Source organism: Flavobacterium defluvii (genome assembly GCF_900129555.1).
Classification (GTDB): domain Bacteria; phylum Bacteroidota; class Bacteroidia; order Flavobacteriales; family Flavobacteriaceae; genus Flavobacterium; species Flavobacterium defluvii.
The window spans coordinates 1-20,093 of the sequence record NZ_FQWC01000002.1; the positions used below are offsets into that span (position 1 = coordinate 1).

At 31.7% G+C, this 20,093-nt stretch carries 14 protein-coding genes and 1 pseudogene; 11 read left to right on the forward strand and 4 right to left on the reverse strand.

All coding sequences use genetic code 11. The features are described 5' to 3' along the window. From BUC29_RS04090 to BUC29_RS04120, 7 genes and pseudogenes are all read left to right on the forward strand, one after another. Positions 1 to 216, forward strand: a pseudogene (locus BUC29_RS04090) (glucosamine-6-phosphate deaminase); the annotation flags it as partial. A 227-nt stretch (positions 217 to 443) separates the two neighbouring features. Further along, positions 444 to 680 carry a DUF3820 family protein gene (locus tag BUC29_RS04095; protein WP_073414869.1) on the forward strand — a complete coding sequence of 79 codons (237 nt, stop codon included), beginning with the start codon at positions 444 to 446 and terminating at the stop codon, positions 678 to 680. 94 nt (positions 681 to 774) lie between these two features. Next, complete coding sequence (locus BUC29_RS04100; protein WP_139260401.1) at positions 775 to 1,191, forward strand: hypothetical protein; 417 nt, start codon at positions 775 to 777, stop codon at positions 1,189 to 1,191. A 215-nt stretch (positions 1,192 to 1,406) separates the two neighbouring features. Next, complete coding sequence (locus BUC29_RS04105; protein ID WP_073413639.1) at positions 1,407 to 3,020, forward strand: CTP synthase; 1,614 nt, start codon at positions 1,407 to 1,409, stop codon at positions 3,018 to 3,020. Between the two features lie 80 nt (positions 3,021 to 3,100). Beyond that, positions 3,101 to 5,014 carry a membrane protein insertase YidC gene (gene yidC / locus BUC29_RS04110; RefSeq protein ID WP_073413641.1) on the forward strand — a complete coding sequence of 638 codons (1,914 nt, stop codon included), beginning with the start codon at positions 3,101 to 3,103 and terminating at the stop codon, positions 5,012 to 5,014. A gap of 144 nt (positions 5,015 to 5,158) precedes the next feature. Further along, positions 5,159 to 5,878 (forward strand): toxin-antitoxin system YwqK family antitoxin, encoded by a 720-nt coding sequence (locus BUC29_RS04115; protein ID WP_073413644.1) that lies wholly within the window; start codon positions 5,159 to 5,161, stop codon positions 5,876 to 5,878. A gap of 127 nt (positions 5,879 to 6,005) precedes the next feature. Further along, on the forward strand, positions 6,006 to 6,563 hold the full coding sequence (locus BUC29_RS04120; RefSeq protein WP_073413646.1) for a DUF4956 domain-containing protein: 558 nt from the start codon (positions 6,006 to 6,008) through the stop codon (positions 6,561 to 6,563). On the opposite strand, the gene BUC29_RS04125 is transcribed toward BUC29_RS04120, so the two are convergent. Next, the gene (locus BUC29_RS04125) at positions 6,560 to 8,437 is read right to left on the reverse strand and encodes a PEP/pyruvate-binding domain-containing protein (RefSeq protein WP_073413648.1); all 1,878 of its coding nucleotides are present in this window, start codon (positions 8,435 to 8,437) and stop codon (positions 6,560 to 6,562) included. The genes BUC29_RS04120 and BUC29_RS04125 overlap by 4 nt on opposite strands. 142 nt (positions 8,438 to 8,579) lie before the next feature. Between BUC29_RS04125 and mnmA the strand changes: the two genes are divergently transcribed. From mnmA to BUC29_RS04145, 4 genes are read left to right on the forward strand one after another with little or no spacing between them, the layout of a single operon-like run. After that, positions 8,580 to 9,764: a tRNA 2-thiouridine(34) synthase MnmA gene (gene mnmA, locus BUC29_RS04130; protein WP_073413650.1), complete on the forward strand. Its 1,185-nt coding sequence runs from the start codon at positions 8,580 to 8,582 to the stop codon at positions 9,762 to 9,764. A gap of 43 nt (positions 9,765 to 9,807) precedes the next feature. Beyond that, the gene (locus BUC29_RS04135) at positions 9,808 to 11,406 is read left to right on the forward strand and encodes a S8 family serine peptidase (protein WP_073413652.1); all 1,599 of its coding nucleotides are present in this window, start codon (positions 9,808 to 9,810) and stop codon (positions 11,404 to 11,406) included. 8 nt (positions 11,407 to 11,414) lie between these two features. Continuing rightward, on the forward strand, positions 11,415 to 12,359 hold the full coding sequence (locus tag BUC29_RS04140) for an NAD(P)H-dependent flavin oxidoreductase (RefSeq protein WP_073413653.1): 945 nt from the start codon (positions 11,415 to 11,417) through the stop codon (positions 12,357 to 12,359). Between the two features lie 20 nt (positions 12,360 to 12,379). Further along, positions 12,380 to 12,790: a hypothetical protein gene (locus tag BUC29_RS04145; RefSeq protein ID WP_073413655.1), complete on the forward strand. Its 411-nt coding sequence runs from the start codon at positions 12,380 to 12,382 to the stop codon at positions 12,788 to 12,790. Between the two features lie 82 nt (positions 12,791 to 12,872). Here the strand turns inward: BUC29_RS04145 and BUC29_RS04150 are convergent, their stop codons facing one another. Genes BUC29_RS04150 through BUC29_RS04160 form a run of 3 tightly spaced genes read right to left on the reverse strand, consistent with a single transcriptional unit; the run spans position 12,873 to position 20,006 of the window. Continuing rightward, positions 12,873 to 14,843 carry a DUF3857 domain-containing protein gene (locus BUC29_RS04150; RefSeq protein WP_073413657.1) on the reverse strand — a complete coding sequence of 657 codons (1,971 nt, stop codon included), beginning with the start codon at positions 14,841 to 14,843 and terminating at the stop codon, positions 12,873 to 12,875. Beyond that, the gene (locus tag BUC29_RS04155) at positions 14,843 to 16,777 is read right to left on the reverse strand and encodes a DUF3857 domain-containing protein (protein ID WP_167369519.1); all 1,935 of its coding nucleotides are present in this window, start codon (positions 16,775 to 16,777) and stop codon (positions 14,843 to 14,845) included. Before BUC29_RS04155 ends, BUC29_RS04150 begins: the two co-directional genes overlap by 1 nt. Further along, complete coding sequence (locus BUC29_RS04160; RefSeq protein ID WP_073413661.1) at positions 16,752 to 20,006, reverse strand: toxin-antitoxin system YwqK family antitoxin; 3,255 nt, start codon at positions 20,004 to 20,006, stop codon at positions 16,752 to 16,754. The genes BUC29_RS04155 and BUC29_RS04160 overlap by 26 nt, the downstream gene beginning before the upstream one ends. Positions 20,007 to 20,093: the final 87 nt, after the last annotated feature.

Below are 20,093 nucleotides of genomic sequence, written 5' to 3' on the forward strand. Positions count from 1 at the left end.
ATGGCGGTGCCAATGAGTCCGGATCAGGTTTTGGCAAAACGCCACGGAATATTCAAACACCAATCACAGAAAGACGGTGTTGTGTTTCAGGGAACAGACGCAAGAGAATTTTGGCAGAGAGCCGAAGACCGAAACAGCGAAACAGCAGCTTTGTATCAGCAGTTAGGTTTAGCAACTTACGCAGCCATGGAAGCTTTCGTGAGATGGCATTACTAAGATTCTAAGTTGCTAAGGTTCTATGGCATTAAGATTTTATTCGTTATAACTTGAGCGATAGCGAACTGGCGAAGCAATTCACCAATGCATTTAAAATAATTTGTGAATTTGCGGCGAAAATCATTTAAATCTTTTTAATCTGTGGCAAATTAATAATAGCTTTGCATACAATTGAAGCAAGAAGAGAGACTTATTCTTTTTTCTTGCTTCTTTTTTCTTCTAAAACTATGGAACAAGACAAAAAACTTCTCATAAAATTAGCTCACACCAAAATGCCTTTCGGGAAATACGAAGGACGATTTTTAATCGATTTACCTGAATATTACGTAGTTTGGTATCATAATAAAGGTTTTCCAAAAGGTGAATTAGGACAGCAGCTGCAGCTTATTTACGAATTAAAATTAAACGGTTTAGAAGAGTTAATCCGAAATATAAAAAAGCAGTATCCGAAAGGTAATAGTTAACGAAATACGAGTTTTAATTGTTAGTAACTTTGTTTCAGGGAATTAACATTTTTGAGGTGTTTTTATATTTTTACAGTAAATATTAAAGACCTAAATGATGGAAAACAATTCCCAACAATCAAAACCAGGAGAAAGCCAAGGCAGATATGCAATAATACTTGCTGTATTGGCACTTATTTTTGTTTTTGTACCACATTTTGCTTTTAAAATAGCTTATATAGTATTGGCTGTTTTTGCCATAATTTTGGGAGCAGTTGGTTTATCTCAGGCAAAAAAAGCAAACATTTCAACTTCGATTGCTAAAATTGGAATGTGGATGGGAATTGGACTGATTTTCATTCCATTGGTAATATATTTTTCTATCTTTTTTGCTGCCAAATCTGATTATTTAAGAAATAAAATGTCTCAAGATAAGGTTGAAGCTATAAAAGAGGATATGAAACGCCATCGCGATTCTGTAATGAAAACTGAAAAAATAATTCAAGATACTACTCAGGTTCAAAATAAATAATTTTTACCATTGCATAAGTAGTAATATCCAAAGCCAGTTTAAAGATATTTCTTAAAAATACTCCTAATAAAAGCTTAAAATTATTGATTATAAAACCAAGTAATCAATCTGTTTAAAAATTTGTAAATTATCTCATTCTCGAATAGATAAATTGTCTAATTAAATTTGTACTTTTGCCAAGTTTTTTACACAACTACTTACAAACAAACAACAGAATGAATCAAACAAAATATATTTTTGTTACAGGCGGTGTGACTTCTTCATTAGGAAAAGGGATCATTGCAGCATCTTTAGCAAAATTGTTACAAGGAAGAGGATACCGTACAACTATTCAAAAATTTGATCCTTATATCAATGTGGATCCGGGAACGTTAAACCCTTATGAACACGGCGAATGTTACGTAACAGATGATGGTGCTGAAACAGATTTAGATTTAGGTCACTACGAGCGTTTCCTTAACGTTCCTACATCTCAGGCGAATAACGTTACAACAGGAAGAGTTTATCTTTCGGTTATTGAGAAAGAAAGAAGAGGAGAATTTTTAGGAAAAACGGTTCAGGTTGTTCCTCACATTACAAATGAAATCAAAGACAGAATGCAATTGCTTGGTAAATCAGGTGATTATGATATTGTTATTACTGAAATTGGCGGGACTGTTGGTGATATTGAATCATTACCTTATATAGAATCTGTTCGTCAGTTAGTTTGGGAATTAGGCGAAAATAACGGAATTGTTATTCATTTAACTTTAGTTCCATTTTTGGCTGCTGCCGGCGAGTTAAAAACAAAACCAACGCAGCACTCTGTAAAAACTTTAATGGAAAGCGGAATTAAAGCTGATATTTTGGTTTGTAGAACTGAGCATGAATTATCTCAGGAATTACGTCAAAAATTAGCCTTGTTTTGTAATGTTAAAAAAGAAGCAGTTATCCAATCTATAGATGCTTCTACGATATATGAAGTTCCAAATTTAATGCTTGAAGAAGGATTAGATGTTGTGGCTTTGAAGAAATTAGATTTACCTAAAAAAGCAGCTCCGGATCTTAAAAACTGGAATACTTTCTTACGCAGGTTAAAAAGTCCAAAACAAACCGTAAATATCGGTTTGGTTGGAAAATATGTAGAAATGCAGGATTGTTACAAATCTATTTTAGAAGCGTTTATCCATGCAGGTGCAGCAAATGAAACGAAAGTAAACGTAATTTCTATTCATTCAGAACATATTAATGCAGAGAATGTAGAAGAAAAATTAGGAACTCTTGACGGAGTAGTAGTTGCTCCAGGATTTGGTGAAAGAGGTATTGAAGGAAAAATCGAGGCAGTACGTTACGTTCGTGAAAATAATATTCCATTCTTCGGAATTTGTTTAGGAATGCAGATGTCTGTTATTGAATATTCTAGAAATATTTTAGGTTATGCTGATGCAAATTCAACTGAGATGAACGAGAAAACGCCGCATCCGGTTGTGAATTTAATGGAAGAACAAAAAAATATTACTGATAAAGGAGGAACAATGCGTCTTGGAGCCTGGAAATGTGATATTAAACCAAATACTCTGGCTCACAGAATTTATGGTGAAACCACTATTTCTGAGCGTCACCGCCACCGCTATGAGTACAATAATAAATATGCTGACGAATTGCAAAAAGCTGGTTTAAAGGCTTCTGGAGTAAATCCAGATACAGGATTGGTAGAAATTGTAGAGCTTGAAAACCATCCGTTCTTTATTGGAGTACAGTACCACCCGGAATACAAAAGTACAGTAGCAAATCCGCACCCAATTTTTGTAAACTTTGTAGCTGCAGCGGTAAATGCACATAAAAAATAATAATTAATATTCCGGAAGATGTAACTTTTGAGTAAAACTCATAACTAATAGGCTTCGAAGAATAACTTTTTTAAATAATAATGGAAGAAAAAAAATTAGACCTTAATTCAATCATTGGTTTTGTATTGATATTCGGAATTTTGATTTGGATAATGTACCAAAACAAACCTTCTGAAAAAGAAATTGCTGCTGAAAAAGCCAAGAAAGAATTAGTAGCTAAACAAGAAGCTCAGGCAAAAGCTGATAGAGCTAAAACTGCTGTTGTACCAACTGCTGCTGTAACGCCAGGTGATACAGTTCAATTAGCACAATTACAAAAAACTTTAGGCGGTTTTGCATATTCTGCTACACTTCCTTCTGCAAAAGAATCTTTTACAACTATCGAAAACGAGAAAGTAAAACTTAAAATTGCTAATAAAGGTGGTTATATTGTTGAAGCAACTTTAAAAGAATTCGAAAAATTTAGAAAAGGTTCTGGAGAATTAGTTGAGTTAATTAAAAACAATAATTCAAACTTAAATTTACAGCTTCTTACAACAGATAACAGAACATTAAATTCTAAAGATTTATATTTTGAACCAACATTAGAAAAAGTTGGTGCAGATCAGGTTTTATCAATGCGTTTAAAAGCCGGTGCAAACGAATTCTTAGAATATAAATATGTTTTAAAACCAAACGATTACTTAGTTGGTTTTGATATCCGTTCTCAAGGTTTAAATAAAGTTTTAAATTCTGCTAAACCTTTAGATTTACAATGGGATTTAAAAACTTACAGAAACGAAAAAAGTGTTTCTTATGAAAATCGTTATGCCGAAATTTATTATAACTACGAAGAAGGAAAAGAAAGCTACGTAGGGCAGGGAGATCTTAAAGAAGAAACACCTGATAAAGTTGAATATATTGCATTTAAACAGCACTTTTTTGCTACAATTTTAAAAACCGATACGGCTTTTGAAAAAGCAAATTTAGTTTCTGAAAACTTAGTTAAAGACGATAAAATCGATACGGTTTTTACAAAACAATTTAAAGCAACCGTTCCTTTGGCTTTCTCTAGTGGAGAAATTAATTATAAAATGCATTTGTATTTTGGACCTGCAGATTATAAAGTCTTAAAATCGTACGATAAAAATTTCGAAAAAATTATTCCACTAGGATGGGGAATTTTCGGATGGATTAACAAATTAATTTTCGTTCCGTTATTCGGTTTCTTAAGTTCAACTATTGGATTGTCTTTAGGAATTGCGATCATTATTTTTACAATAATTATCAAATTGGCAATGTCGCCAATTACCTATAAATCATTCTTGTCTCAGGCTAAAATGAAAGTTTTAAGACCTGATATCAATGAGTTGGGAGAGAAATACAAAAAAGACCCAATGAAAAAACAACAGGAAACAATGAAACTGTACAACAAAGCAGGAGTAAACCCAATGGCAGGATGTATTCCGGCGTTGATTCAGCTTCCTTTTATGTATGCATCGTTCCAGTTTTTTCCAGCAGCTTTTGAGTTAAGACAAAAAGGATTCCTTTGGGCAGACGATTTATCATCTTTTGACTCTGTTGTAAAATTACCATTCCACATTCCATTATATGGAGATCATATCAGTTTGTTCCCAATTTTGGCAGCAATTGCAATTTTCTTCTACATGAAAATGACTTCTGGAGATCAGCAGATGGCAGCGCCTCAACAGGAAGGTATGCCGGATATGGCAAAAATGATGAAAATCATGATTTATGTTTCGCCATTAATGATGTTAATTTTCTTCAACAGTTACGGTGCAGGATTGAGTTTATACAACTTTATTTCAAACTTAATTACAATCGGAATTATGTTTGTTATCAAAAACTATATTGTCGACAGCGAGAAAATTCACGCGCAGATTCAGGAAAACAAATTAAAAGAGCCTAAAAAGCCAAGTAAATTCCAACAGCGTCTTCAGGAAGTAATGGAGCAGCAGGAAGCAGCTAAAAAAACTCAAAATAAAAAGAAATAAAAAACTAAAAATCCCGATTAAATCGGGATTTTTTAATTTATAGAAATATCTTCCTTTTGAAAAAGGAATGAATATTTTAACTTTGAGAAAAACAATTATACTTTATGAAACGAATTTTCGTTTTAGTTTAAAATTAAATAAAATATGATTTCTAAAAGACTGATAACCGGACTTGTATTATTAAATGTCTTCATCTTAAATGCTCAAACCGAATTTAATAAATTAGATTCTAACGGAAAAAAAGACGGCGTATGGAAAGGAGTTTATGAGGAATCCAAGCGTCCGCGCTACGAAGGAACTTTTGTTCACGGAAAGGAAACCGGAATTTTTAAATTTTTTGATGATACCAAAAAAGGAGATGTGATTGCAACACGTGATTTTACTGCAAATGACGGAACATCATATACAATTTTTTATGACCAGAATAAAAATATAGTAAGCGAAGGGAAAGAAGTTGGGAAAGTTAGGGAAGGAGAATGGAAATATTATCACAAGGCTTCTAAAGTTTTGATGACTTCTGAAACGTACAAAAATGGAAAACTAGATGGTGTGCGAACTGTTTATTATCCTAATGCGAAAGTTGCTGAAGAAATGACGTATGTAAATGGTATAAAAGAAGGAAAGTATAGAAAACTTGGACAAAACGGAACTATTCAGGAAGAGTCTTTTTATAAAAACAATGAATATAACGGCGGTGCAGTTTTTTATGACGCAGACGGAGCAGTTGCTTCAAAAGGGAAATTTGTAAATGGTAAAAAAGCCGGAATCTGGCAGTTTTATACAAAAGGGAAATTGAAAGAAATAAACATGAGCGACCCAAAACAAAGTTATAAAGCTGACTCAAAACCTAAAATGAGCAATTAAAATATTTGAAGAATTAAATTTTTCAGCCACGAATTCACGAATTTGTTATAAAACTAAAATTTGTGAATTCGTGGCTGATTTTTTTTGTGTAATTGTTTAAATTTGATTGAGCTAATATTTTGATTCAATGGATTTAAACGAACTTATCGGACGATTTTTATTGTTGTTTTTTTCGATTTTGATTTTGTATTTTTTCTCAAACAGAAAAGATAACGAAACCATAAATCCATTAATGGTTATTGTTGGGCTTTGTACATTTTCGCTTTGTTATTTGTTTACAAAAATTGAAATCGGCGTTGGTATTGGTTTTGGTTTGTTTGCCATTTTTTCAATTCTAAGATTTCGTACACAATCGTTTACTGTAAATGCGATTATTTTTCTTTTTGCCACAATTACACTTTCTATTTTAGATATTATGTATCCATTTGAAAAAATAGAATTACTGCTGTTTTTTCAAATTATTATAATTGGTTTTTATGTTGCAGCTTCGATTATTGTAAATCGAAAAGCTTCAAAATACCTGAATACTGTTGATGTAAAAATTGCTTTTGCAGGTAATTTTTCTTTAGAAAATGGAAATATTCGCAAAGCAGTTCAGGAAAAAATAAATATTCAGGATTTTGATTTTAAAATTGTTTTGATCAATACGGTAACCAGCGAAATTGATCTTTTGGTTTTTTATTAATCATTAAACGGACGTACTTGTTTGATGTATAAATCCCGATCTTCGCCCACAATTTTGAATTCAATATCTACTGGATGAAATGAATTTTTCCTCCAATAGCGATACATTTTTTCTTCTATCTTTTTGCTTACCAGAAAAAGCCTGCTCATTTCTTTTCGGCTTAATAAAGGTTCATTATTATTGAGATTTGAGTTTGAAGTATAGTCAACATCAAAATCGTCATCATTTGTTCCAGAATTAAAATGATAAGCCACAAACTGTTCGCATATTTCTCCTTTTGCAGGTTTTACAACTGAGTTTTCACCTTTTTGGATATTAACCGTGATTCCCGGAAAATTGTCTCTAAAAATGTTTTTGGTTATAATAACGCCATTTGCCAATTCATCGGGAAAAGAACGATGAACCAAAACGCCCATTGCAATATTTTCCTGATCGATTCCAAAAAGTTCTCTTTCGTTATACGAAGCTTCGTTCCAAACGCTTGCCCAAACTTGTTTAATTGCTTTTTCAAAAGTTTTAACGCTGTCGCCGATAATTCCGGTTTTCGAATCGTATAATCCAGCGCCGTTAAATTCGTCCAGATCCTCTGCATTTGTTGATGATCGAAACCTGAAGTTTTTAAATTTAGCGTCTTTAAAAGCCAAATTTAGCTTCGAAATTAATTCAGGATCAATAGGTTCTTTTTTAATAGCGTCGCGAATTTTTTTCAATTGCTTACTTATCCAAACTGCCGAATCTTTTTTAGTAGATTCTAAAAGTTCTTTTATTAAAGGAGATATTGACTCTTTTTGAATGTGTTTGGTATAATAATAAAAAGGAATGGCATGCGCATTTTCCGGAACTTTAAAAGGAATTTCTTTCGAAATCGCAATCAAATACGCCATATTTTGTGCTTTTGAACCAATGTAATTAACTCCTTTTTTTGGAATTTTAGACAAATCGACTAAATCCGTAACGGTATTATCAATGATTAGTTTTTTCTTTTTTGAATTTGTTTTAATAACAATTTTTTTATCAGTTTCTTTTATAAAAAAAGTGTCAACCTGAATTTTCAACTCTACTTTTTTAGAAAGTAATTTTTTTATGTTTTCATCTTTTAATGCCAATGTATAAGCCATAATTGGAATTTTCCTGTTTTTTCCTAAAATTACCAAATGACTTAACGGAGTCTGAAGTTCATTAACAATAATTCCTCTTACGTTTGGCAGAATTTCCGGCGTTCCGTCTAAAACAATAATTTCATCAGGATTTGGTTTGGTTTTATCCAAATCTTTGATTTTGTATTCTTTTAGAATTCCGACATTAGTTCCGGAAACAACTTCCTGATATTGTATTTCATTAAAAATATAATCTGATTTTACGCATGGAATTTTGAATTGTTCTAAACCAAACCATTCCATTTGATCTGGATTATTTAGATAAAACTTTAAATCATCTTTGATAAAAGTTGAATTTTTAACGAGATTAAAAAAGCGTTCTATCTGCTCAATTGGCATTCTGTCTGAAGCCGCCAATTCAAAAATCCATTTATCTGTTCCTTTAATGTGGTTCAGATTTCCTAATAGAAAATCTCGATTTTTTAAAGTGTTACTATAATTTTCATTATTAAAAACTTCTAAATCATAATTGTATCGCAAATAGTTAACCACAAAATCATAATGAAGCGGAATTAAAGTACTGTTGAAATAATACATTTTTTGTTTTCTCAAATCGTAAATAACTTTTACAGATTCGATATTCGAAAATTTATCAGATAATGGTTTTCCTCTAAAAGCCTTGTAAGCATTATAATCCTGCAGCGTAGAAGAATACTTTTGCGCATTCACAGACACAAACATTAGAAGGAAAAACAAGCTGTAAAGAGACTTTTTCATGACCATTTTATTGAATATTAAAAGTAAGTATTTAAACAATAAGTTTTATCTACTGCGGGATTATATAAACTAATTAAAAGGGATTAAATTTTCTAAAATATGGCGTATCTTTGCACCCTTATAAAAATATAAACATTTTAAAATGAAACGAGTAGTTGTAGGTCTTTCTGGCGGAGTTGATTCTAGTGTTGCAGCTTATTTATTGCAGCAGCAGGGATACGAAGTTATTGGACTTTTTATGAAAAACTGGCACGATGATTCTGTTACCATTTCTAACGAATGTCCTTGGTTAGAAGATAGTAACGATGCTTTATTGGTTGCAGAAAAACTAGGAATACCGTTTCAGACAGTTGATTTAAGCGAAGAATACAAAGAAAAAATCGTTGACTATATGTTTAACGAATACGAAAAAGGAAGAACTCCAAATCCTGACGTGCTTTGTAACCGCGAAATCAAATTTGATGTTTTTATGAAAATTGCTTTAAGTCTTGGTGCTGATTATGTGGCAACTGGGCATTACTGCCAAAAAAGCGAAATCGAAGTTGACGGAAAAACGGTTTATCAATTAATTGCCGGAAATGACGTAAACAAAGATCAGTCTTACTTTTTATGCCAATTATCACAAGAACAACTTTCTAAAGCTTTATTTCCAATAGGTGCTTTGACAAAACCTGAAGTTCGCCAAATTGCGGCTGAAATGGAATTGGTTACAGCCGAAAAGAAAGATTCTCAAGGACTTTGTTTCATTGGGAAAGTTCGTCTGCCAGAGTTTTTACAGCAAAAATTACAGCCAAAAGAAGGTAAAATTGTTCAGATTGACAAAAACGATCCAATTTATACTATAGAAAAAGAAGCTGATTCTTTAGAAGATGAACTAAAAATTGAAGCTCAAAAATTGAATTATCGTCCGGAAATGGGAAAATTTATGGGTAACCATCAGGGAGCGCATTATTTTACTGTTGGACAAAGAAAAGGATTGAATGTGGGCGGAACTACAGATCCGTTATTTGTAATCGCTACAGATGTTGAAACTAATACCATTTACACAGGTTTAACAAGCAATCACCCAGGATTATTCAAAAAAGCATTATTTGTTGGAGAATCTGAAGTACACTGGATTCGTGAAGACATGACTTTAAAACCTGGTGAAACAATGGAGGTAATGGCGAGAATTCGTTATCGTCAGCCTTTGCAAAAAGCGACTTTACACCAATTTGAAGACGGAATGTATGTTTCTTTTGAAGAACCTCAGTCTGCCATTACAGAAGGACAATTTGTGGCCTGGTATTTAGAAAATGAATTAGTTGGTTCGGGAGTAATTTCTTAGCTTTATACTTTTTTAATGAGGTTTTCCTTTTAAAAGAGTATCTATGAAATATAATTTTACTTTTCTTTTAGTATTGTTTTCGACTGTTTTATTTGCTCAGGAGGACGCCTGGGTTTATTTTACGGGAAAACCAAATGCACAGGATTTTTTTAATAATCCATCACAAACCCTTTCTCAGAGATCATTAGATCGTCGTACAGCACAAAATATTGCTTTAAATGTTACAGATGCTCCGCTTGAAACTACTTATATAGATCAGGTAAAAGCGAGTACAGGAATAACTGTTATGGCACAATCTAAATGGTTAAATGCGCTGCATATTAGAGGTAGCCAGACTGATATTAATGCTCTGAAATTGCTTTCATTTGTTGATAAAATAGTTTTTGCCAATAAAACTTTGAATGGAACTTCAAAAAAGGCTTCAGTAAATAAAATTTCGGAAGTAAAGAAAAAACTCGAAACTGCGGTTGATTATGCTTATGGAACTTCTGCAAATCAAATACAAATGCTCAACGGGCAAACCTTGCATCAGCAGAATTTTACAGGTTCGGGAAAAATAATTGCCGTTTTAGATGCCGGTTTTCCAGGTGTAAATACAGCAGAACCTTTTCAAAGATTAAGAGATAATAATAGGATTTTAGGTGGCTATGATTTTGTTAACAGAAGTACAGACTTTTATGCAGGAGACAGTCACGGAACTTTAGTTTTATCTGCCATGGGAGGTTACAAAGAAAACTCTTTGGTAGGAACTGCTCCGGACGCTTCTTATTATTTGTTTATAACAGAAAACGATGCTTCTGAAAATCCTGTTGAAGAATCGTACTGGGTTGAAGCTGCAGAACAAGCAGATGCTGTTGGAGCTGATATCATCACGAGTTCTTTGGGTTATTTTGCTTTTGATAATCCAAATTACAGCCACACTTACAGCGATATGAATGGTACAACAAATTTTATTACCAAAGGCGCTGAAATTGCTTTTAGTAAAGGAATCATTGTTTTGGCTTCTGCCGGAAATGAGGGAAATCAGGCAGAAAACCATATTGGTTCACCTGCAGATGGCGCTTCTGTTATTACAGTGGGTTCGGTTAATGCTTCAAAAGTTAAAGCATCTTCTAGTTCTATTGGGCCAAGTTTTGATAACCGTACAAAACCAGATGTAATGGCGCAGGGAGTTGCGGCTGTGGTTTCGACTACTTCGGGAACAATTTCTACTGCAAACGGAACTTCTTTTTCTTGCCCGATAATGGCAGGGATGGTAGCTTGTTTATGGCAGGCATTTCCATCAAAAACAAATCAGGAAATTAGAAATATGATTATTCAGTCGGCTGACAGATATACAACTCCGGATAATAATTATGGTTTCGGAATTCCGAATTTTGGCTCGACATTAAGAACAGAAACTTTTCAGAATTCATTTGATTTTTCAGTTTATCCAAATCCTGCAAAATCCAATATTTCATTTTTGTTTGAAAATGAAACGGCATCAGTTTCTATTTATTCAATTTTAGGACAAAAGCTGATTGAAAAAGAAATTACAAATCAAAATCCCGTTCTTTCTGTGGAAAGCTTAACAAGCGGACTTTATTTTTATACTTTTAAATCTGGAGATTTGCAGAAAACAGGAAAACTTATAAAACAATAAGCGTTTTAATGAATAGAATTACAAAACTTTTCAATATAAAATATCCAATTATTCAAGGTGGAATGATCTGGAATAGTGGTTATAAATTAGCATCGGCAGTTAGTAATGCGGGTGGTTTAGGTTTAATTGGCGCTGGATCAATGTATCCTGATGTTTTGAGAGAACATATTCAGAAATGCAAAAAAGCGACTGATAAGCCATTTGGAGTCAATATTCCGATGTTGTATCCTAATATTGAAGAAATTATGAATATTGTTGTTGAAGAAGACGTGAAAATCGTTTTTACTTCGGCAGGAAATCCTAAAACCTGGACTTCGTTTTTAAAAGAAAAAGGAATTACAGTTGTGCATGTTGTAAGCAGCAGTGTTTTTGCATTAAAAGCGCAGGAAGCCGGCGTAGACGCTATTGTGGCTGAAGGCTTTGAAGCAGGCGGACACAACGGACGCGACGAAACGACGACTTTAACCTTGATTCCGATGGTTAAAGAAAAAGTTCACATTCCGCTTATTGCCGCTGGCGGAATTGCTACCGGAAGAGGAATGCTTGCCGTAATGATTCTAGGTGCCGATGGCGTTCAGGTTGGAAGCCGTTTTGCGGCATCAGTAGAATCTTCTGCCCACAATAATTTTAAAGAAACGATAGTTAATATAAAAGAAGGGGGTACTCAATTGACTTTAAAAGAATTAGCTCCAGTTCGATTGGTGAAAAATAAATTTTATAATGATGTTCAGGCTTTGTATGAGAAATGCCCTTCTAAAGAAGATTTAATAGCACTTTTAGGAAGAGCCAGAGCCAAAAAAGGAATGTTTGAAGGTGATCTTGAAGAAGGAGAACTCGAAATTGGGCAAATATCCGGATTGATCCATGAAATTTTGCCAGTAGAACAAATTGTTCAAGAAATGATGTCGGATTTTAGAGATGCATGCCAAGAAAAAGCTACATTTGAGTTTTAATTGTCTGCAGGAAATATTTTATGAATTCTATTTGCACTTATATAGTAGTATTGTTTCTCGGTTTTGGATTTCAACAAGTTCAAAGTCAGTCTTATCATTTTAAAACTTCGGGATTTAGTGTTCTGGAAAAAAATGAAAGAGGGAAGTGGGGAGAATGGTCAGATCTTGATTTGGTAAACCTTTCGGTTGTTTTGGATACTGATAAGCATAGAATTGTAGTTTATTCTCAAGAAATTCAGCTTTTTAATATTCTGGATTATATAGAACGCGAAGAAAATGATACCGATATTGTGTATTCTTTTATGTGCAAAGACAACGACGGACGCGAATGCAAACTCTCGATAATTACGCGAAAAAAGCAAGATAATCGTAAACAGCTTTATATTAATTACGAAGATCATATTATTGTTTATAATATTTTTACGGTGTAATTAAATAATTATACAAAACAAAAACCCGACAATTTTAAAGTTGTCGGGTTTTTTATTTCATCAGAATTAATTTCTAAAAAAACTATTGCGTTACGATAACCACAATTTTATTAAAATCTGCGGCAGCATTGATAACTGCTTTATATTGATCAAAACTGCTTAATGGATAATTTATGATGTTGTAAAATTCAGTATTTTCTATTATTACTTCGTTTTTGTTTTGAGAATAATTACTTGTAAATGCGGCTTCGGTTTTACCGTTAAGTTCTGTTTTGAAATCCATCACAAACTTATCCAAATTTTTGATGGTTGCGCCTTCTGGTAAAATGATTTTAATTTTTCTGGTATAATAGTGTGGATAATCGATTTCAATAGGAAGCACTCTTTTGTTTTCCTGATAAAATTCCATTTGTTTACCAATGGTTTGTCCTACAGAAAACAAATAATTTCCTCCCGCTTTTTGAATCATGTCTTTTCCATCAAATGTTAAGTTTAATTTGTATGGTTTTTTTCCAATAAATTCAGTGCCATCATTTTCTGTTGTAAGGGTTTTATATTCAGTTTGTAACGTGTAATTTTCAGAAATGGTTTTTAGCATTGTCTGGTATTGATCATTAGAAACAAAATCCTTTATCGGCTGAAAATTTAAACCAGAATATCCGCCATAAGTCATGTGGCTTGTAATTAATGGATTTTCGATATCTTTTGTAAAATCGGCTGTAATATCCATATAATCATGCGTGATTTCAGTTCCGGGGATTTCAATAAAGTTTATTTCTCCAATTCCCATAGAAAGACCTGCAAATACTTTTTCTTTAATAAATAATCCGTTATTATTTCCTAAATAACTAGGAAAAAGCGGTAATCTGTATTCTACTTCAGTTGGTGTCAGGTATTTTTTGATACTTGGAAAATAGAATAAAAACTCGTCTAAATTTTCATAACTCTCAAAATCTTTGTCAAAAGGAACTTTATATCGGTTTGAAGTAAAAACAAGATTCTGTTCGATTTTAAAATATTTAAAAACAGCAACATAAAGTTTAATGATATCTAAACTGTTTGCTTGTTTTGAACTGATAATATCGCTTAATCCATCTTTTGAATCCGTATATTTATCATAAATAATTGTTTTTTTAATCTTGTTTTCAATGTTCCAGATTTGTTCCTGAGGATCTTTAGAAACTGGAATATTGCTGCAGAAAGAGTTAATCGCCTTTTCTTGTTTTTTATCTAAAACGGGATTAATCAACTCATAAGTTCTTGTAGCATATTCTTTAAAATTGCTTAGGTTTTTACCGCCGTTATAAAGGTTTGCGTCTAATTTGTATCTGAATAATTTTATTTTCACATCCCAATTTGAATACGCTTCGTCATCTTTTAAAGCTGGAATATCTTTTTCAGAAATACTTAAAACTTTTTTGTTCTCAAATTTTTTATCATCCAAAACGGGTTCGCTTAAACCGTTGTAAGATTTGGTTTTAAAAACAAGATGAGCCGGAGCTATCAATTCAAAGTTAAACTCGTTAATAGGATATTCATCCTGCATTTTAACTGTATTTCCTTTTAAATCGGGAGCTTCTTCTATAATATAAAGTTTCTCGATTACAGCGCCTTTTTCAAGACCGTTCAGGGCAAAATAATTATATTTCATTCCTTTTTCCTGATCAACTTCTTCTTTGATGTCTTTTTTATCAAGAACGTTTGTTTTGCCGTTTTTTAAGATTACCCGAACTTTTGTAATCAAAACATTTTCATTATCGCCAAACGGAATATAGATTTTATTGTTTCTTTCGATTGCATCGTCTGAGTTTATGTACTTTTTTTCATGTATCAAACGGTATTGTTTCGCAGTATTTTTATCTACAACAACTTCTATTTTTAAATTACGACTTAAGATTACTTCTTTCTCGTTTTCGTAGTTTTTAGGAACTTCAATCTTCGTATCTTTTTCGTTCCAGTTATAGTCCTTAAAAGTATATTCCTGAGCAAAGAAAAACGAGGTGTTTAGCAATGCTGCAAAAATAAAAATGGTTTTTAATAATTGGTTTTTCATTATTTTTCGAGTAAAATTATAGTTTCGTTATAGTTAGTTTTTAGTTTTTTTATTGTGGCATTCCAAGGTTCAAAATCAGATTTGTTGAGTAATAACTTTTTTACCGTAAGGCTCACATTTAGATATAAAATGTTGTTTTTTAATTCATAAACGAAATTTGCTTTTACGTAATCATTATCGAGATCAAAGTTTTTTGGAAGATATTTGATTGTATTATTTTTTGGAATTTCTAATGCATACTGCGTTGAGAATTTTGTTAAATATTCAAATTCGTATGGATAAACACGATCTTTTGCAATAATTGTTTTTTCTAAAAATTTGTCCAAAAACAAATTGACATACGTTTCTTTATCAACTTTTACAATATAATTATCAAGATCGAAATTGTAATTAATAGTGTATGGCAAATCTTTGTTTAAAAGATTTTCTTCTTTAAAATCCTTTAAATTAAACTTGTTATTTCCTTTTAAAACTAGTGATTTTATCATGTCCTGACGCGTTTTGTTTGACGCATCACCAATCTGCATTAAAACGTGGCTTCGGTTATAACCATAACGGGAAATTTTTGCATTTCCGACTAATTTACTATTCTCGATTTTAAGAATTACATCTTCTTTAATCTCGTTTAAATCACCGGGAACAACCGGAACTGGCTGAATTTTATATTGATCGTTTTCTGTAAAAAGAACTTCTTTTCCCTGAATAAAAGCAGTGGGAATTCCATAGCGTGTTTCTTTATCTGTACCGTCCAGAAATACATAATCGTTATCTTTTTTAAAGATTGCAATCATGTGATTGTCTACTGATGGTGTTGCAAGATCATTGTATGAGTAAGGAATGCTTCGGGTTCCAATCCAGGCAATTGTTACATTTTTTAAACCTGCATATAAAGACATTGTAGATATAAGATTTGCCATATCCTTGCAGTCTCCAAATTTTCGTTCAAACACCAAACTGGCTTCACGTGGTATAAAACCTTCGTAACCATCTTCAAAAGCAATGTATTTGATGTTGTTTTTTACCCAGTAAAAAATGCTTTTTACTTTTTCTTCATCATTATTCTTATCTTTTGTAAGGTCAATTGCCAAAGCTTTTAAATCAGGATCTTCCTTTTTGTTTAAGTCTTTTACAAATGATTTGTAATAGTTGTAAAGCTCATTTATATCTCCTAAAACTGGAGTAGTTTTGTTATTAATTGTATATTCTTTTATATAAAAATCAACATGGGGAACTATATACAAATAGCCAGGAGCATTGTCTTCATATTTTGATGGTTTAATGTTTGAAGAAGTCCACTTGTGAATCCATTTTCCTTTTTTTTCCGTTTTAGAATACGTAATTGTTTTATCAGGATCATTGAAAATTTTATAATCGATCACGACATTTTTATCTGTTCGAACTTCTAAAACACAATTTTGAATTGGCAAAACCCCTCCAAATATAAATTTATGAAGCAAGTGCGGATCTAAAAACTGAGTTTGATAATGATACACTTTTTTTGCTCCGGTTTCTATACCCGGAAATGTAAGCTGACGTTCTTTTACATCATTATAAAAAATAGAACCTTGCTCAGATTGTTTTTCAATTGTCTGAGTTACTTTTAGTTTTTTTTCTTTTTCATTATCATTTAAAACAGTATATGCTTCATAACTTTTTAGCGGAATTAATCCTGAATATGAAAAAGATTCTTTGTTGTTAATTATACCATTTTGAGTTAAAATCATTGATTCATAATGCGTGTCCTGCAGAATTTTTAAACCATTGTTTTCTATCGAAATATCATATAATTCAGAATTATCAATGACAATTTCATTATAATCCGGATACAGATTTTTAGTGTCCTGAAAAGATTTTTGCGCTGTAATTATACTAGAGTATGCAATAAGAAATAAAGTCAGAAAAAAAGATTTATTTAATAATGTCGACCAATTCATCTGAGTCATATTTATTTGTTTGCACTAGTTTCCCAGCGTTGTAGATTAATGTGTTTCCGTGTAATTCATCATTTTTTAGAGAGATATCAGCCCAAAGTTGTCCATCTTCTTTAAAATACTGCTGCTGTCCATCATATTCGTTATTAACAAAATGTTCTTTTTTATAGATTTTTCCGTTGGCATAATATTCAATTCGATCTCCATCTAACATGTTATTAATATAATTACATTCATAATCAGCTTTTCCATCTACATTATTAATTACAAATTTTCCATCAAAATTTCCTTTAGTAATTTTAAACTGAATAGCCGTTTTTCCGTTAGGATATAATGATGAAATCTGGGCTGTTTGATTTTCGATTAAAACTTTTTCAGTCAATTCTCCAGTTTTATTCTTTTTGATATAAAATTTAGGGACATTGTTTTCATAGCCTAAAATTAATACGGGCTCACCTTTTTGATTATAATACGTTTTGTTTCCTTCATCAATATCATTTACATGATTACTTTCTGATAATTTAGATTTATTGTTATAATAACGAATGGTTTTTCCGTTTTCAAGACCATGTGCATATTCTAAAGTCATTCTTAAATTACCAACATAATCGTAATATTTATTTAAACCATTTAATTTACCATTATAGTAATTGTTTTCAACAAGAATTGATCCTAATGGGCTATATGTTTTATAAGAATTTTGAAGTATACCATTTGCATATTCACTCTCCACAATTTTATTTTTGAATTTATCCTGAGCGGTTAATTTTCCATTCAATATACCGTTAATATAAGAGCTGTTTTTAGTGTAAACGCCTTTATTAAAAGTTAAATTAAAATTTCCGGTTTTATTTTTATAATCAATGCTGTTTTCGATATCTCCATTGTCAGTAAACGTTTCAATATGAGTTAAATATCCCGATAAATAAGTTTCTATACTTGATATTTTTCCGCTTTGAGAGTATATAGTTTTATTAGAATTGATTTCATTATTAATTATAAAACCTTCAGAAAGTACAGCGCCATTTGAGTAAAAAGTGGTAAAAGGGCCATTTTGCTGTCCTTTATCGTAATGATAGACCTGATTTAATTTATTAGCATTATAAACTTCATAAATTCCACTAATAGTATCATTTTCAAAATTACAAATGCTCGAAACATTTCCGTTACGATTGTAATTTGTAGTAAGACCATTGTTTTTCCCATTAATGTAAGATTCTTTTAAACGTAAAATTTCAGAAGAAAAGAAATACTTCCATTCTCCATTTTTTTTACCTTTTTCAAAATTTCCAATAATACGGGGTGTACCATTGTAATTTTTTACTTCGAAGCCTTTCTTGCCCAAATTAACTTCTGTTCCTGCTGGAGAGTTTGCAGTAAATTGAACACCAGATTTTAATTCGCCTCCTTTGTATTTTTCTTCAAAATACTTATTTCCCTGATTATCAAAATACGCGTAACTTTCTATTTCTTCTTTATTATTATAGATAGTTTCCGACGATTTGTTTCCATTTTCGCCATATTCAACAGACTTACTAATTTTTCCCGCGATAAATGTATTTTCTTTTTTTAGAGTTTTGTTTGGATAATAGATTTTAGAAGTTCCTTCAATAACTCCATTTTTATAAAAAGCTTCAGACTGAATTGTTTTTCCATCGAAATACTCAACATAATTTCCATCGATCATATTATTGACAAAATTGTAAGTTTCAAGAATGTCTCCTAATTCATTATAATGAACATATTTTCCATTTAGTTTGTTTTTAGAAAACTGGCTTTCATTTTTCTTAGTCCCGCTTTCATATAAACAAATGAAAGTTCCGTCTTTTTCTCCATTAACAAAATTAACTTCGCAATTTTTGCCACCGTTCAGGTAAAATGATGTACTAATGCCATCTAAAACATCATTTTTATAATTTTCGATTAAAGAAATATTTCCGTTTTCATAATACGTAGTTCTTTTTCCGTTAAGTTTCCCTGCTGAAAAAGATTTTTCTTCAATTAGATTTCCTTTGTTATTAAAGAATCTTTGTAAACCATCCAGAGCACCATTTTTAAAATTAAGTTCGCTGCCTAAATTTTCATATTCATTTAAGTATTTGCATTTACCTTCAAATAATCCATTTACTTGTTTTCCAATTATATAAGGTCTGTGCTTATCGATAGAAACAATTACTTCTTCGGTAGTTCCAAACATATCCATTTTTCGTTTTCCAAAAACCGGCCAGAAATCTTTTTGAAGATAATCATCAATAAATGAGTTTATTTTTTTCTTTTGTTTGTTTAATTCTTTACCAATTCTGTCTTCAATAGAAACCAGACTATAATATGAATAACCTTCCAGCTGGTTCTTTTCTACCATTTGTTTTACCCACGGAATATAAGTTGTTTCAAAAAAACCGTCTTCCATTTTATGCTCAACAGCATATTCTGCAACAGCCTGAATTTGACGCGTGAGATTATCATCGATAGTTGATTTGATTTTATAGACTTTTTTTAGAGGTAATTGATTTCTTAAAATAGTTTCGATTTCTTCGAAATTATCACCAGATTTAGAGAAAATAACTTTACTTTCGGCTATATAATTCTGACCGTAATTTGCATTCAAATTTGTAATCGCCTGATTTGCATAAGGACCGGTTGGAGCCAGCATTAAATAAGTCATAAGTGCCAATGTCCCTTCTGTAATTTTTCCATTATCAAAAGCAGTAAGCCCCAATAAATAATGAGATCCGGCATGATTTGGATTTTTTGTAATGATCGTTTTCAATACCTCGACACCCTTTTGCGGTTCATCTTTTCGAATATATAAAACGGCAAGATTATATAAAAATGTAGACGAATTGCCTAAATATTTTTGACCTTCGTTAAATATTTTTTCAGAAGCTTCGTATTCTTTTTCATTACTTAAAAAGATTGCATAAATCTGAAAAAGTTCCGGATTCTCCTCCATTTTTCCTCTTTTATGAAGATCCTCCAGAAATGCTTTTAACTCACTTTTCTTCTGTTGTGCGCTAAGTGTCAATGCTATCTCGTATTGAGCAGTCAGGTATTTAGGGTCCCATTTGCTAATTTTTTTGTACTCTTTTATCGCTTCATCGTATTTTTTTTGATCGTGTAAACGAGCACCTTTATTAATGATGGAATCGGCGTTGTATACAAAAGTGTAATCGGTTTGGGAATAGTTTTTTGAAAATAAAATTAAAGAAAGGAATAGTAAAATTTTTTTCATTGTTTTGGTTTAGGTTTTTTCAAATATAAAAATTTTAACATAATATGCACCTAGTAGAAATACTTCTTTGTAAAATATTTTTAAGCA

What these genes read in the sequence shown, in the direction of transcription:
- BUC29_RS04095 (WP_073414869.1), top strand. Translation starts at nt 444, where the DNA reads ATGGAACAAGACAAAAAACTTCTCATAAAATTAGCTCACACCAAAATG.
- BUC29_RS04100 (WP_139260401.1), top strand. Translation starts at nt 775, where the DNA reads ATGATGGAAAACAATTCCCAACAATCAAAACCAGGAGAAAGCCAAGGC.
- BUC29_RS04105 (WP_073413639.1), top strand. Translation starts at nt 1,407, where the DNA reads ATGAATCAAACAAAATATATTTTTGTTACAGGCGGTGTGACTTCTTCA.
- yidC (WP_073413641.1), top strand. Translation starts at nt 3,101, where the DNA reads ATGGAAGAAAAAAAATTAGACCTTAATTCAATCATTGGTTTTGTATTG.
- BUC29_RS04115 (WP_073413644.1), top strand. Translation starts at nt 5,159, where the DNA reads ATGATTTCTAAAAGACTGATAACCGGACTTGTATTATTAAATGTCTTC.
- BUC29_RS04120 (WP_073413646.1), top strand. Translation starts at nt 6,006, where the DNA reads ATGGATTTAAACGAACTTATCGGACGATTTTTATTGTTGTTTTTTTCG.
- BUC29_RS04125 (WP_073413648.1), bottom strand. Translation starts at nt 8,437, where the DNA reads ATGAAAAAGTCTCTTTACAGCTTGTTTTTCCTTCTAATGTTTGTGTCT.
- mnmA (WP_073413650.1), top strand. Translation starts at nt 8,580, where the DNA reads ATGAAACGAGTAGTTGTAGGTCTTTCTGGCGGAGTTGATTCTAGTGTT.
- BUC29_RS04135 (WP_073413652.1), top strand. Translation starts at nt 9,808, where the DNA reads ATGAAATATAATTTTACTTTTCTTTTAGTATTGTTTTCGACTGTTTTA.
- BUC29_RS04140 (WP_073413653.1), top strand. Translation starts at nt 11,415, where the DNA reads ATGAATAGAATTACAAAACTTTTCAATATAAAATATCCAATTATTCAA.
- BUC29_RS04145 (WP_073413655.1), top strand. Translation starts at nt 12,380, where the DNA reads ATGAATTCTATTTGCACTTATATAGTAGTATTGTTTCTCGGTTTTGGA.
- BUC29_RS04150 (WP_073413657.1), bottom strand. Translation starts at nt 14,843, where the DNA reads ATGAAAAACCAATTATTAAAAACCATTTTTATTTTTGCAGCATTGCTA.
- BUC29_RS04155 (WP_167369519.1), bottom strand. Translation starts at nt 16,777, where the DNA reads ATGAATTGGTCGACATTATTAAATAAATCTTTTTTTCTGACTTTATTT.
- BUC29_RS04160 (WP_073413661.1), bottom strand. Translation starts at nt 20,006, where the DNA reads ATGAAAAAAATTTTACTATTCCTTTCTTTAATTTTATTTTCAAAAAAC.